General features: G+C 44.6%; 11 protein-coding genes. 1 reads left to right on the forward strand and 10 read right to left on the reverse strand.

Annotated elements, in window-relative coordinates:
• Positions 1–4: 4 nt before the first annotated feature.
• From GKS34_RS06760 to GKS34_RS06795, 8 genes are all read right to left on the reverse strand, one after another.
• Complete coding sequence (locus GKS34_RS06760) at positions 5–736, reverse strand: acyltransferase (RefSeq protein WP_163384048.1); 732 nt, start codon at positions 734–736, stop codon at positions 5–7.
• Complete coding sequence (locus GKS34_RS06765; RefSeq protein WP_163384049.1) at positions 726–1859, reverse strand: glycosyltransferase family 4 protein; 1134 nt, start codon at positions 1857–1859, stop codon at positions 726–728. Before GKS34_RS06765 ends, GKS34_RS06760 begins: the two co-directional genes overlap by 11 nt.
• Positions 1856–3271, reverse strand: coding sequence for an O-antigen ligase domain-containing protein (locus tag GKS34_RS06770; RefSeq protein ID WP_163384050.1), 1416 nt, complete (start codon positions 3269–3271; stop codon positions 1856–1858). Before GKS34_RS06770 ends, GKS34_RS06765 begins: the two co-directional genes overlap by 4 nt.
• Entirely contained in the window at positions 3268–4173 is a 906-nt protein-coding gene (locus tag GKS34_RS06775) for a glycosyltransferase family 2 protein (RefSeq protein WP_163384051.1), read from the reverse strand. The genes GKS34_RS06770 and GKS34_RS06775 overlap by 4 nt, the downstream gene beginning before the upstream one ends.
• Positions 4142–5458, reverse strand: a complete 1317-nt coding sequence (locus GKS34_RS06780; RefSeq protein WP_163384052.1) for an oligosaccharide flippase family protein — start codon at positions 5456–5458, stop codon at positions 4142–4144. The genes GKS34_RS06775 and GKS34_RS06780 overlap by 32 nt, the downstream gene beginning before the upstream one ends.
• A gap of 15 nt (positions 5459–5473) precedes the next feature.
• Positions 5474–6550 (reverse strand): GumC domain-containing protein, encoded by a 1077-nt coding sequence (locus GKS34_RS06785; RefSeq protein ID WP_163384053.1) that lies wholly within the window; start codon positions 6548–6550, stop codon positions 5474–5476.
• The gene (locus GKS34_RS06790) at positions 6550–9114 is read right to left on the reverse strand and encodes an SLBB domain-containing protein (protein WP_240459217.1); all 2565 of its coding nucleotides are present in this window, start codon (positions 9112–9114) and stop codon (positions 6550–6552) included. The genes GKS34_RS06785 and GKS34_RS06790 overlap by 1 nt, the downstream gene beginning before the upstream one ends.
• 348 nt (positions 9115–9462) lie before the next feature.
• Positions 9463–10821, reverse strand: coding sequence for a fasciclin domain-containing protein (locus GKS34_RS06795; RefSeq protein ID WP_163384054.1), 1359 nt, complete (start codon positions 10819–10821; stop codon positions 9463–9465).
• Between the two features lie 229 nt (positions 10822–11050).
• Here GKS34_RS06795 and gldB point away from each other — a divergent pair, with 229 nt between their 5' ends.
• A complete protein-coding gene (gene gldB / locus GKS34_RS06800) occupies positions 11051–12052 on the forward strand; it encodes a gliding motility lipoprotein GldB (RefSeq protein ID WP_163384055.1) in 1002 nt (333 codons plus the stop codon).
• A 9-nt stretch (positions 12053–12061) separates the two neighbouring features.
• Here gldB and GKS34_RS06805 read toward each other — a convergent pair whose 3' ends face one another.
• Positions 12062–13243 (reverse strand): glycosyltransferase family 4 protein, encoded by a 1182-nt coding sequence (locus tag GKS34_RS06805; RefSeq protein WP_163384056.1) that lies wholly within the window; start codon positions 13241–13243, stop codon positions 12062–12064.
• Positions 13240–15039 (reverse strand): asparagine synthase (glutamine-hydrolyzing), encoded by a 1800-nt coding sequence (gene asnB / locus GKS34_RS06810; protein ID WP_163384057.1) that lies wholly within the window; start codon positions 15037–15039, stop codon positions 13240–13242. Before asnB ends, GKS34_RS06805 begins: the two co-directional genes overlap by 4 nt.

The raw sequence follows: 15039 nt of genomic DNA on the forward strand, positions 1-15039 counted from the left end.
CTGTTTATAATTTTCTTTTATTGGTCAGAGGTTCTTTTCGGGTTTTGATTATTTTGGCTGGATTACCACCAACCACGCTGTAAGAAGGAACATCTTTAGTCACGATACTACCTGCTGCCACCACGGATCCTTTTCCAATGGTAACTCCTGCTAAAATCACGGCATTCGAAGCAATCCAGCAATCATCTTCTATTTTGACAAAAGATCGGCGGACCCCTTGCGTAATCATGGGTTTGGACACATCCTCAAAAACATGATTTTCAGAATAAATACTTACCCTCGGCGACATCATTACATTGTTTCCGATTTCTATGTATCCGGAACAGCCGATATAGGCATAAGGGCCAATACTCGAATTGTCTCCAACTTTGAGTCCCAAACCGGGCTCTCCCCCATAAAGATTGGTAGGGCGAATAATCGCATAACTTCCCACTGTGACCTTATCACCAAATACAATCCCTTTTGTGGAAAGGCAATTGATTTCGCAATGATCCTGAGCTACAAAATTCCGACCTGCACTCAAATACCCGGCCTGACGAACGGTTACCCCTTTTCCAATTAAAACCATTCCTCGAAAACTTTTCATTTGCCACCTTAGCCAATACCCTCGGCACCAGCAGCAAACCATTCTTACGAGCACCCAAAAAACCGAAGCCCGATCCCATCCCGGACCAAAACGGTCCGAAAAGTCCATTTTGGTGATATTAGAAATGACGCTACCCAATCTAGTTGCCATCCACGATTTCTTTAAAATATGCCTGCAAAGATAGAAAAAACTTCTCTCCTGTAAATGCCAGCAACCGCTTACGCCCCCGAGCAATCAAATTGGCCCGCAGATTCGGGTCGCTTGCCACTGTTATCATCGTCTTGGCTAAATCAACCGGATTGAAGGAATCACTACATATCACAGCAGATCCTCCAACTTCCATAAGGGCTCCCTGCGGTCCGATAACTACCGGTAAACCGTATGAAAAGGCCTCCAATACCGGAAGGCCAAAGCCTTCATTTTTTGAAGGAAATACGTATGCCGTAGCAAAATGATAATACCTTTCCAGCTCCTCATTGCTTAGGTATCCGGGCAAAACTACCTGTTTCTGTAATCCCAATCGCCGAATCTCGTCCACCACTTCATCGTAGGCATCCAATGTAAGCCTGGGACCGCGCTGCCCTACCAGCACCAGATTGTAATCTTCATCGCTCTGTTCTCTAAACAAAGCAAACGCCTGCACCAGGAACTCCAGATTTTTTCTTTTTTCCATCACTCCTACATGCAAAAAGTAGGGGGAATCCAGCGGGGAATTTCCCGAAACCGGTTTCTTCGGAATCCTCACATTCAACCCAGTGGGTATGGCCCTTATGGGGTGAGGTGTTTTTAGAAATCGTTCGATCCTGCTTTTGGCATAAAAGCTCACGGTGAGCACCCGCGTTCCCCGCTGAAGGCTAGCCTTCACGAAGAACAGGTAAATTTTTCGCCATAAAGGATGGTAATGCTCCGGGCTTTCCCAAAAAAATGCATCGTGAATCACCGCTACCCGTTTTCCACGGGACCAAAGCGGGGCAAGTATATCCGGACAAAAGACCAAATCCGCTTGATAGCGGTAGCTCAACCAGGGTAGCACGATAAGTTTGTGGAAAAAATACCGAAACTGAAACAACCAATTTTTCCATCGTGCCGTCTTCCCCTTAAAATAATTCCTGCTTCTGATTTTTTTGGCTGAGGGGTAGACAATGAATTGGTAACTTTTTCCCGGATAATTTTCAATTTGGCTAATCAGACTATCAATGTATGTTTTGATCCCGGTCTGCGCCAGGTGAAGAAAAAATACATCCACCAGTACCACCATTGGCTTTTCCTTCATGATTGCGTAGTAATAACGGACTTATTTATGGATGGTAACAACTGATTATACACCGAAAGAGAATAACCCATGGCCCACCAGGAAACCAAAGATACATAGGCATATAGTTCGGCATTTGCCGTAAACAAAGGTAGCAGTAAACCGAATTTGGTACTGGCAGCTATAAAGGCTACTCTAGCATCTGAGGTGTCGGAGGTATGCCGAAAAACCTGTAAGGATTTGTGAATACCAAACCCCAAGGCGGCGATGTATAATAGCATGCCCAGCACCCCTAATTGCACTCCGTAAATGAGAAATTGATTCTCCCCGCCTACCCGAACCTCATCTTCCACACTGCCGGTATTACCACTCATGGCCAACCCCAATCCCTCCGGATTGGCCACCATTGCATCCAGGGCTAGAAACCACTCTACCAAATGGCCCAGGCTGGAAGCATTCTGGAAAGTCAGGGTGTCGTAGACAAAATAATAAAACTCTTCCGAGGCAAAATAAAGCACGTAAAGCGCAAATCCCAGAAGCATCATCGCTCCAATCTGCAACAATCGATATAATCGGAAAACAAAGGCAATAAAAAAAAGCATCACAAAAAATGCTCCAAAAGCTGCCCTGGATGCGGAAAAAAACAAACTTCCTACCGCTGCTAGCATAACGAGCAGGTAAAACCAGCTTTCATCTCTTTTCCGGGTCAAGAACCAGATTAATCCCGTTGCGAAAGCCAATAAGCTGGAGCTGGCCATTTCAAGGGGATCAGAGAAAAAAGAAGCGAGTCGCATTCCCGTAGTCTGTGTTTCAAAGGTCCAGGAAAGCCCGTAATTGCCGGAAGGCTCAATGCCGTTAATGGCAAAATTAAACAACGCATACCCAGTCAGCTGCTGAAAATGGACTCCCATCCCTTTTTCTAATATATTTAAGCAAAAAGCAGCTATGGCGATCACCATTACCCAGCCGAATATCCGGTCTAATTGATCCCCTGCCAATCGGGTATTCCTGCCGAGAAAGTAAAAGGCCCCGATCAATAAGGTGTTTTTTAAATACAGCAATTTATTGACGAACGTGGCCTCGCCCATTGGCAAAAACAAATACAGGGTAGCCAATCCAAAAAAAGACAGGAGTATATAGTCCACTACATTTAACCGAAATGGATACGTCCATATATCTTTTTGGAACAAAAAAAACGCCGCCAGAGCAAGCAGCAACAGTAATTCTTTGATGAACTGAAAAAAGGCTACAGCGAGTTCAGACCCTGTAGCCTGGTATACAATGCTCAAAATGGATATGTAAAAAGGGAGGTAAAGAATCATAAAAACAATGACAAACTCCCACTTTCCCTGAAAAACGATCTTCTTTACGCTGACTACCAGCAAAGCCAGCACGTACACCACTACCAGAAAAAACAAAAGTATACCAATCATTTTCCTATCATTATCGGCGTTTTAAATCCGGCAAGCATTCCGTCGATGACTGCTTTTCGTTTTGACTTTCTGCCTTTTAGGGTGAAATAAAAAAGGAAAAATCCGAACTTAAACAAATGAAAAGGCCATGCCAACCAATTTCCGGGGAACCTGCTATATTTTCTTAGTTGAAAGAGTTGATTCCGGACATTCAGGAAGTGAACCCGAGGATTCAGAAATCCCTCTGCACTCTCCTTTTTACTCTTAGATGCTGCTCCTGCTTCATGGTAGATATGCGATTCAGGAACCACTTTCAAGGCATATCCCGCTTTTTTCATCCGTAAAGACCAGTCTACGTCCTCAAAGTAAGCAAAATAGCGCTCATCCAGGAGCCCAATTTTTTCCAATACCGATGCCCTGACTAAAATAGCACAGCCGGTAATCCAATCTGTCAGGTAGGCGTCCTTACCACTGGTGTGCCGAATTGTCTGAGAGATACCAAGCCAGGACCGATACTTCCCTCCCGCATTCCATATTTTGGTTTTTGGATCTAAAAAATAAATTAGCGGTTGCACTGCTGCGGTTTCCGGGTTGCCTTGCATTTCTTCTAGTAGCGGTTTCCAAAAATCCGTACTCACTTCGGTGTCGTTATTTAGCAACATGATATACGCATATCCCTGACTCAAAGCTGCCTTGATTCCCAGGTTATTTCCTCCTGTAAAACCCGCATTGACCGGGTGTAAAATAAGTTGCACCCGAGGAAACTGCTGTTTGAGTTTCTGCTCAGAACCGTCATTTGATCCATTGTCCACCACAATAACATCTTCTGCAGGAAAACCAGATCGTTCCAGCGAATTCAGGCAGGCGCGGGTATAGGCCCATCCATTCCAGTTAAGAATAAGAATGGCGAGAGAAGAATCCACGGTAGTATTCAGTTAAAATAGGAGCCTTTGATTTCCATAATAAGGCCGATGTAAACAGGTAAGCCGCCAGTTCTGTAGACAGCAATGCCACTGCCAATCCTGTCCCTCCATAATAATGAGTTAGCAAAAGGGATGCTCCCAGCATGTATACACAAAATCCCCAGGTCGAATGAAAAAGCGTTTTCTTTTCGTCCGTTACCAGGATAATCAACATATTGACAATATTAAGCCCAGCCAGCAACGGCAAAAAAGCCAGGATTTTTAAAATAGCAACCGCTTCTTCCAGGTTTTTGCCGGATACCAGTTGAATGATGTCGGACGCGAACAGGTGCACTACTCCACCAATCGCAAGTCCCACTGCCAGGGAGGCCCATTGGACCTTCCGTAGAAACCGGTAGCATTTTTCAGAATCCTGATAAAATAAAATACTGGCTCTGGGATAAGCGGCCTGGGTAATCAGGGTAGGGGCAATTCGCAACACCATGGCCACCCGCTCTGCCATCCCATAAAGCCCCAATACCTGAGCTGAAGCGAAAAAACTCAAAATGATCACTCCTCCATTAACAGCCAGGTGGGAAGTCATTCCGGAAAAAAATAAGAGCAGGTTCTTTTTCCAGGATGGCCAGATGCTTCGGATATCCGGCCAGCGCAGGCGGATTTTCAGACCAAAATGAATGTATCCCAATAGAACGAGATTAGTGAGAATGGCGGTTGCCCCCAGAAGAAAGTTGGCCAGGTAACTTCCAGACGGATCATTAACCAACACCAGTATAAGTCCTAGATACAATAGCTTACCAAAAACATTAGCCAGGGAGGCCCAGTGCAGGCTTTCTTTTCCCTGAAAAAACCAAATGGTAGTGGTGGCCTCGCTAAATAATAAAATGGTAGACCAACTTAAAATAAACAGGTAATCCTTAAAAAAGCCAAAGCCCATTCCCAGGGTGAGAATGAAAAGCAGGGCGATTGCAGCTAACAGACTTTTGCTCCAAATTATTTCCGAAAAGGTTTGGCTTAATGCTTCCGGATTATCCTCAGCTAAGGCAATGCTCCTGGGGCCACTCAGATTGTAACCATAACTTACCAGCACATTGAATAATAAAATTACTGAAAAGGAAAGGTTTACCAGTCCAAATTCCGCGACCCCAATGGCACGAATAAGGACCGGCATCGCCAAGAGGGAAATGAGGATATTGGAGGATTGGATCAGGAAAAGGAAAACAAAGTTCCTGATAGATTTATTTTGTAATAAATGGAAAAAGGGGAGCCTGGAAATTCTTTCTAACATAGAAAACCGGGCAACTTATTGCTGCAGATGCCGAAAGTACAGGGTCTGGAGGTACACCCAAACCAGGCCCAAAAGAAAAAAGAGGAAAGCACCCAGCACGATTCCGGTGGCTAATTTAATTTCGGTTCGTTCCAATGGAAATCGCGGTTGATCAATAATCTGGATCAGTGGTGTATTGTTTCGGTGATTAATTTTGGCAATTTCCAGGTTAGTGACTATTTCTTCGTAAACGGCGGCGGCGGCCTGAATATCAACCTGCAGACTTTTGGAGGCAACAAGTCCTTCCTGTAACAGTGGGTTCGGGTTGGGAACATTATCCTGAAACCGTGCCAATTGCTTTATTTTCTCATCCAGGACGGTTCGAACGCTATCGGCTTGTTGCTGCAAAACAGACTGATTTTCTGCCGTCTTTTTCGTTTTGGTTTTAAGGTAAAAATCATTTACCGTTTCCACCAATTGCTCATTAAAGCTTTTCGCAAATTCCTGATCTTTCGATGCGACCGTCACTTTGATAATATTCAACTTCCGATCAGGTTTGTCCACGACCAGGCTTTCCTTCCGGATTTCTTTTACCACTTCACGCAGCACACTATCCTGTTGGATGGAAAATTTTTCCCTTGGCAGAGAAAAATCCAAGACCTCAAAATCCACTTCGCTTTTCCACTTCTCATCAAGGTCATGAAACCCTATATATCGGTTTATCAGTAACTGTGCCTCGCCAGCGCCTTCAAAGGAATCGAGCAAGGCCTGAGAAAGCATGGCATCCGAACGATACAATTCCAAAATATTATCTCCTTTAAACAAACCACTCTCTGATCCGATGGATCCCAGGTTAAGTCCTAACATGGAAGCAATTCCTGAAATATTTCCCAACCCTCCCATATCTGATTGTTCGAGTACAAAAGTAGTATCGGCATGATAAACCGGCTTTTTAAGTAGTGACGCAGCAATTCCTAATAGAATCCCCACGATCACAAAAGCACCCAAAACCCTCCACTTATGTAATAAAATGTTTATCCAACTAAAAAGCCTTTCAATAAGCTCTTTGAAGGTGATTTTATCGTCAAGTATGTGTTTGTTTTGCTGATTCATCAATTTAGTAGTTGGGTGATTACCAGAGCAAGTGTAGCCAGACCTGTTGTGATCCCTACCAGGTCACCTGGTCTGATAGGAATCCTTGGGCCTTTGGTTGGTACAATGATTTCTGATCCAGGCGCAACGTTTGGATACACATTAAACAAAATAAAATTTTTGGTCCTGGCTACTTCCCCATTTGCATAGACCACATAGGTGCTCCTCTTTTTTGCACGGGTATCAAATCCCCCTGCCCTATTGATGTAATAGGACAAACTTCTGAAATCTTCGTGCCTGACCGTGGTGGGATAAATCACATCACCCCGTAACCGAACCGTCTGCAATTGTCTGGGTACACTTAAAATATCCCCGTCCTCCAGAATTAAATCGTATTTGGATCCCGGATTGGCAAGAATGGCTTCCAGATCAATGGCGATTGCTTCCGTTTCTTTGATTTTTATGGGAGCTACTCCCTCTCTGGAATCAGAAATTTCACTTAGCAGATTTTCCCTTGCCTGAATGACACGGGCTTCCATTTCCATCTGTGAGGAATCCTTGTTTTCAAATAGGTAGTTGCTAATCCGGTCAATCAATTGTTGCTGAGACTCCGTAGGCACCAATTCTTCCCGGTTCATCCGCTCCAGTAGGTTTAGCAGGCTTCGCTCTTTTTGGATGGTCTCGGACTCTGTTTTATAAAACTCCGTTCTCCGGATAAGCCTGGCACCTTCGGCATAGGCAAAAGCCGTTAACCCTCCCGCTCTGTTTATCAAGTCTGAAATTCTTTCTTCTGCATGCTTTATGGCAAAGGTTCCTGGTGAATTGACCTGGCCCTCTATGCTGGCCATTCTATCCAGACCAAAATTGGTTTTTCTTCTCACAGTTAGGTGATCAAAAGGCTCTAATTCAACCGGATCGGCTGACAAACCAAGGTTTTGTTGAACCGAAACAGGTATGATTTGAGAAAACTCACGCCCTTGCTGATCGGTTGCTCTTCTGGCAAGTTCCACATTTTCTACCGACGCTGCTTCTTTCAACCCCCCCGCCATTAAAATAAGGTCTTCGGGTGTCATTTCGCTAGAGTAGGGATAGGTTCCCGGATACAGCACTTCGCCCGATATCTTGACATATACCTCCTCAGCTAATTCGTAAATGGAAGGAATCCGTACCAGGTCTTCTCTTTTTAGTGGAATATCTGGCAGGGAGCCATTGATTATTTCTTCCAGATTTACCTGTAGCATCCGGGTACTCAAGTCCTCGTTGGTTCTCAAAATACTTATTCTGCTCTGGTACGCTTCTCCCCGAAGCCCCTCTGCCTTTTGTACCAATTCGGTCAGGGTAAGCCCCTCCTGGTAGGCATAATTCCCCGGCCGGTAAACAGCCCCTCTTATTTGGATCCTATTGGTATACCTGTCCAGCACTTCCCCTACCTGGTAATGATCCCCGCCTTTTACCAAAAAAAGGCTGAATTGATCCTGGTAGATATCGGATACTGCTTTTTGCGTATCCGTGATGCGAGTTACATTTACTTTTTCTTTAAACGCGTGATCGGTAAATCCTCCCGCAAAGGAAAGTACATCTGCAAAAGTCTCGCCTTCCTTCACCTCGAAAATTTTAGGCCGTTTAACCGCCCCCTCTACTGTCACTCTCCCCAAATAGGGGGGGACCAGAATAATATCCTGATCTTGCAACAAGTGGTTTATATTGGGGTCGCCCTTAGTCAAAAAATCATAAATATCAATTTCTGCTATTTCTTTGTTGTTGCGGATTAGCCGAACCCTTCTCATGCTACCGTTTTGATTGGGGCCTCCCGCCGCATAAAGTGCGTTGAAAACCGTACTGAAAGCACTAAGCGTGAAGGTACCCGGCAACCTGACCTCTCCAACCAGATTCACCTTTACTGTCCTGACATTTCCCAGGTTTAATTGTAAAAAGGTGTTGGGATTATTCCCCCGCAGCCCGGTGTAATAGGCAGAAAGCCTACTTTTAATTACCTGAGTGGCCTCTTCCAAAGAAAGGCCTGATACATTTATAGGGCCAATATTTTCCAGTATAATTTGACCTTCCGGGCTCACGGATGCCTCGTAATATTTCTCCGACTGCCCGTAAATGTCGATATACACCTCATCCCCCGGCCCTAAAATATAGGTTCTAGGTGTAGCCATATTTAAATTTGGCTCAAAGGTCAACCTTCTGTTTTTACTGTAAAAAAGATCCATTCCAAAATAGGGCTGCTCTTCAATCTCATTTTCACCTAGCTCCCCTTCTGGAGGTATAATACCGCGAGTGATCTCGTTGAACCCCATCTGCCGTCTGCTTTCCCTTTTGCCAATTCCAGAGTCTGAACGTGCCCCACCCTGCAAGCCAAAAACCATTCCCTCCAGCCTTTCTTTCAACTTGTCGATTTCGGCAGCAGGCACCCCTCTTATTTGGGCCATTTGAAGTAATTCAGCTTCCGACAGACCTGCCTCCGAAGCCCTGCTCATCAATTCCTGCAATTGCTGATCCGATAAATCGTCTACATCCAGTGAAGATATGTCCTGTAATGATTGGGCTTCCGCCATAAACGAGAATAGAACTGTCATTCCAATAAAAAATAACCGTTTCAGATTCAAATGCCTTAAAGAAATCATGCTACTGATTTTAATGTTTATATACAGCTTCGCCAGGTCACCCACTGCCATTTCAGGTCGGGTTTTTAGGTTTGGATTTCAAAAAATCCGTAAAGCAACCGTAAAGATAAGTATTCCTTTCTTTTTGGAACCGATGTTTGGAGATTAAAGCTAATGTTTAAAAGTCTTGTCTCTTTTCTTTGAAAAATTGATTTTTTATATGCCCCATGGGCGAGAGGGCCAATTCTTACTAGGCTTTGGGCAAAAAAAAACAGACATCATCTGATGCCTGTTTTTTTCACAAAAAACCCAATATCCAATTTATGGTACTATTACCTGATCGACTACGTGAATCACTCCGTTGGTGGCATGAATATTTAACAGTTCAGGAACAAGTCCGGAAGAATTAATTTCCAAATCTGCCAGGTTGACCGATAAATCCTCTCCCTCAAGTAAAGTAGGAAGTGTAGCCCCTTCTCTCAGATCTTGCGAAAACGCTCTGGCAGGCACCACATGGTAAGTCAGCACCGAAGTTAATGTTTCCAAAGGAATGTCCTCGTAACCATCCACTCCCAAATCTTCATAAAGTGCTTCAAAAGCGGCATCCGTAGGTGCAAAGACGGTAAGGTTATCGTCAAAACCACCACTCACCGCATCCACTAACTCTGCTCTTGAAAGTGCCCCTACAAGTTGCGTAAATTCAGGAGTTTCAGCTTGCGTATATCCTACCGCTATCTCCGCGATCGATTCCGTAGGAGGAGTGATCACATAATCCAATACGTGAATGATCCCATTATCCGCTTCAATATCCGTAGAGACTACCTGTGCATTTCCGTTAATCCAAACGTTATCGTCGGGATCTATGCTTACAAAAAACGGAGGACCTCCAAAACTGGTAACGCTTCCCGCTTCTACAGCAGAGGCTGGCACTTCACCTTCCACAACGTGGTAGCTTAATATCGAGGCCAGATCAGGAGATTGAAGCAATTCCTCAGCGGTGAGACCGTTGTCGGTAAGAAAGGCGGTCATCGCTTCATCGGTAGGGGCAAAAACGGTAAAAGGTCCTTGTTCAAGCAGAGCCTCATCCAAATCTGCTGCTAACACTGCGGCAAGTAATATTGAAAAATCATCATCAGCCATTACAATATCAGCGATAGAATTGCTTTCTTCTTCTGGCATCAGAACTCCACTAATTACGTGTATTACCCCATTAGAAGCTCCAAGATCTCCTGTAGTCACTGTGACATCTTCATTAATAGTGATGGTTCCACCACTCACAACTACATTGAGATTAGCTCCCTCAAGTAAGGTTGGCACTTCTCCCGTACTCACCTGATTCTCCAAAACTTGTCCACTAACCACATGGTAAAGTAAAATGTCACGGAGCTCTTCTACCGGAACATCACTCACATCGGTAATTCCGGCGTTGGTAAATGCTTGGTTGGTGGGGGCAAAGACGGTAAATGGACCGGCAGCACTTAACTCATCCACCAGGTCAGCCCTTTGAATCGCAGCCACTAGTGTAGAAAATTGATTATTACCGGATGCGATGTCAATTATACTCTCCTCTTCCGGAGGCATAGGGGCAGGGTCATCTTCCGAACAACCAAAAGAAAAAAGTAAGCCTGCAGCTAGAAGCAAACTCATTAATTTCCGACTATTTTTTATTTTGAATTCCATAATAAATATTGGTTTAGTTATAAGTTAAAAACATGCACCTAACCGACAGATCGCCAGATAGTTTTGTTCAAAAAAATCAACGGCATTATCTTGTAAGTTAAACACCCAAATTTGTTAATTCATTTAAATGTATAGACAAATAGTTAACACCATCGCCCGTTTTAATTTACAAACAGCAGTTCTTGGTGTAAATTCAACTACTTGGTATCAAAAGCTTATCTTTGTATTTATGAACAGATTCACATTCGCGATATATGCCGTGCTGATTTCATTGAGTTTTACTAGCTGCTCGAAATCGAACGAACCTTGCACCCTTCCTTCTGCTTATTTGGAAATCCCCATGGAGGTAGAAATAACCAGGATGGAGGAGCTGTTTTTTGAAGACCTCACGGAGGAAAAGCTGATTTATAACCTGGAAAAATACCCGGAGTTTTCTTCGGTCATGTTTGACAATATGGGGTTTGAAAACCCGGTGCAAATGAGAGAGGAATTACTTCTCATTCACCAGGATACGGGTATGCAGGAATTGTACCGGGAAGTAGAAGTCCACTTTGAAAACCTAAACACGATCAAAAAAGAGTTGGAAAATGCTTTTCGAGGGATTAAGTATCACTATCCCGAATTCAAGATCCCCAAGGTATACACTTTCGTCACCGGCTTTGGTACAGACCTGATTGTGGAGGAAGAGATCATCGTGATCGGATTGGACTATTTTCTCCCAGCGGACCATCGGTTTCAACCCATCGATTTGCCACAGTACATTGCGAAAAGGTACAACGTGGACCATTTGGTTCCAACCATCGTCACCGCCATTTCCTCTCAATTCAACCACACTGATTTGAGTGACCGTACGCTTTTGGCGGAAATGATTTTCTACGGCAAATCCTATCATTTTACAAAATCAGTACTCCCCTGCACTCCTGACGAATACATCATAGGCTACGAATCCAAAGAAATCCTTGGTAGTTATGCCAATGAAGAAATGATTTGGGGGCATTTTATCGAAAATGAGCTGCTTTTTGACACCAACCCTTTTGAAGTCAGACGATATACAGGAGAGGCCCCTTTTACGGATGAAATCAGCCCTGATGCTCCCGGAAGGATCGGAAGGTGGCTGGGCTGGAATATCGTGGACGACTACCGGATCAACAATGACTTAAGTTTACGCGAGGTCATGCAGCAAGATGATGCGCGAGAAATTTTCAACTTATCGGGATACAAACCAAGATAGATTGGGATCCTACCTGCTATTCTGAATTTCCAGAATATCCAGAATATGGTCCACTGCTGCCTCCTTATTAAATTCAGTTTCGGCTAATACTCGAGCTTTTCTTCCCATCTTTTCTAATAAGTCCGGGTTGTTTTCAAGTTTTTCCAGCGCTGGAAGTAATTCACTTCCATGAGGATCTTCCTGATAAAGGCCGATTTCATGATTCAATATCAGGTCTTTGATCCACCCCTTGAAGTTAACAATGACAGGCATTCCCATGGCCAGGGCATCAAAAAACTTATTGGGACTACTGACTTCCAAAACGGGAAAGGGCAAAAAGGAAATGTAGGCCAAATCAGCTTTTCTCATTTGATCTTTCACTTCATTTTTATTTCCAAAGGGAATAAATTCGACTAGGGAAAGCTTCCGATTTGCGACCTCCTTTTTCAGCAAAGGCAAGTACTTTCCTTTCCCCATGAGTCTGAACAACCAATTTTTTCCACTTTTTTCTGCCGCTTCCGCCAGGTCAAGGTACTTATCCAGACCGTTGACTTCTCCAACCGCTCCCGCATATAAAAGCGTCAGCGGCTGCTTTTCAAAACGCCTGTTGCGGTACTTGTCCGGGGCCCAATGAAAAAAATCTACATCTGCAAAGTTAGGAATTTGCAGGACCGGTTTGCTGGGAACACGTTGCTGTATATACCGTTGCATTCCCGGAGAAAGTGCCACAATTTTCCAGGCACTTCGGTAGATCAAATACTCCATCCGGTATAAGGCCTTTTTCAACAAAGGGCTGCGGATATTTTTAATTTCCAGAGGGGCTTTTGGCCAGAGGTCACGAACTTCAAATACAAAGGGTACTCGCCATTTTTTTTTAGCCCAAATACCTATTAGCCCCGTAGAAAGGGGAGTGGAGCTGATGAAGAATACATCCGGCAACTTCAGTTTGGAAATCAGCTTTTTTGCTTCTTTTACAAATAGGTAAAAAGACCAAATACGTCGCCAGTTGTTAAAGGTATTGTCATAATACACGGGCAAAAGATGCACTTTTACCTTTCCATCCCAGCGGGTTTGATAGGTTGGTTCATTGTGAGCAGAAACCACTTCCACCTCCAAACCAGCCGCAGCCATTCCCTGAGCCAAATGGAAGGACCGAATGGCCCCACCCTGTTCGGGAGTGCAATAATATTGATGGATATAAAGAATTCTCATAATTGGTTTTCCTTAATCCAGTCTGATAATACAAAAAGATTGAACAGCAATAAAAAATGGCTGGAAATATACCTTTCCGGACGCTGAACCAGAGGTCTCCATTCCTCCGGCACCATTTCCTGATACTGAATACCTAAATCAATTACAGAGGATAGAACCTTATTCCTAAATGCTGCATGTTCCACAAGCCACTCCTTTATCGGTAGGCCGAAGCCAAATTTCTTTCGCCGGGCAAAGCCGGTCAACCCTTCGCGTTTCAGCAGTGACTTTACCCAGAATTTTGGTGCGGCATTTCTTGCTTCCTTTTCGCCCAACCGGAGGCTCCAATCCACCACCTTCCAATCCAGAAAAGGCACCCTTCCTTCAATTCCATGTGCCATACAGGCATTGTCATGAATTTTCAACAAATCGTGGACCAAATAAAGCGTTCGATCCCATTCCAGGGCATTTTTAAAAAGCTGCTCACCAAGGGAATACCTGCCTTCGAGAGCATTAGCCAACGAATCCGGCAGTACGGAAAGGGATGCAAAGTTCATAAAGGTTCTTTGAGGGGACGGATGAATGCCTGACAGAAACCGTTGAAAGGTATTTCCTACTAAAGGAATTCTTTTGAATTTGGCAGCGACCCCATTCCAAAATATCGGATTTTGAAGGTACCTTTTATAGGCCAAATGACGATTATACCCGCCAAACAACTCGTCAGCACCAGCCCCGCTTGCCAGGATTTTCACCGATTCCTTCGCTTTTCTAGCCAGGGCCCAGGTAAGGTAACTTGCGCTATCGCCCACCGGCTGGTCCAGGTCCCGGATATAGGCCGGCCAAGTCTCCAAAAACCATTCCGGGGAAATGATAACCTCCTGATGGAAGGCCTTCCTAGAAGATACTAATTTTGCAGCAAAGTCTGCATCTCTGAATTTTTTCCGATAGGCATCTTGAAAACCAATGGTAAAAGTCGGTAAAACCTGGCCCGTCTGCCGATACCACAGATGGTATAATAAGGTACTGTCCGCACCACCGCTCAATATCAAGCCCAGCGGCACATCCGCATGAAAATGTTTCAAAACGGCATCCGTCATGATTTCCTCAAAGCCTTTTTCGGTCAATGCCGGTTTGGGAGCGGGCACTCCCAAGGGGATTTCCCGGGCATCAAGGGGTTCCCCCTTCAGGTTCCAGGTTTTCAATTCTCCGGGAAGGAGTTCCTGAATGCCTCTTATAAAAGTATCTCCGGGCAGTACGTGACGGAGGTAAAAATAGGGTAAAAATTGCTCTTGATGTAGCTTTTTTGGAACGAGGTCGGCCCGGAGCAGGCATCGAATTTCTGAGGAGCAGCCCAAAATTCCCTTTTGCTGCGTAAAATACAAGGATTTAACGCCCAGTGGATCTCTGCCAAGGATTACCTGGTTTTTCTTTGTGTGGACAAAAGCAAAAGCATACATGCCTTGGAGCTGCTGCACTCCTTCCCTACCTTTTCGAATCAACCACATCAGGAGCACCTCCCCATCCGAAGTACTTTTGAATACTACCCCTTCCATTAGCAACTGGTTTTTGAGTTCCTGGTAGTTGTACAGGAAGCCGTTCCAGGACAGATAGGCCTCTTCCTCCTCATTAACCACGGGCTGATTGGCCTGATCCCTGAGATCCAGTATCTTCAGCCGGTTTGCAGCAAGGTATATTCCTTTGGATACTTCCATCCAGGAAGAATGATCCGGGCCGCGATGCTGACAAGCTTCCATCATGGCCTGTATGGATTCCCCGCCCTTCCCGGTGGAATTCACCAATAGGTGTACGCCACACAT

The sequence above is a fragment of the Cyclobacterium jeungdonense genome, from assembly GCF_010994275.1.
Taxonomy (GTDB): Bacteria; Bacteroidota; Bacteroidia; order Cytophagales; family Cyclobacteriaceae; genus Cyclobacterium; species Cyclobacterium jeungdonense.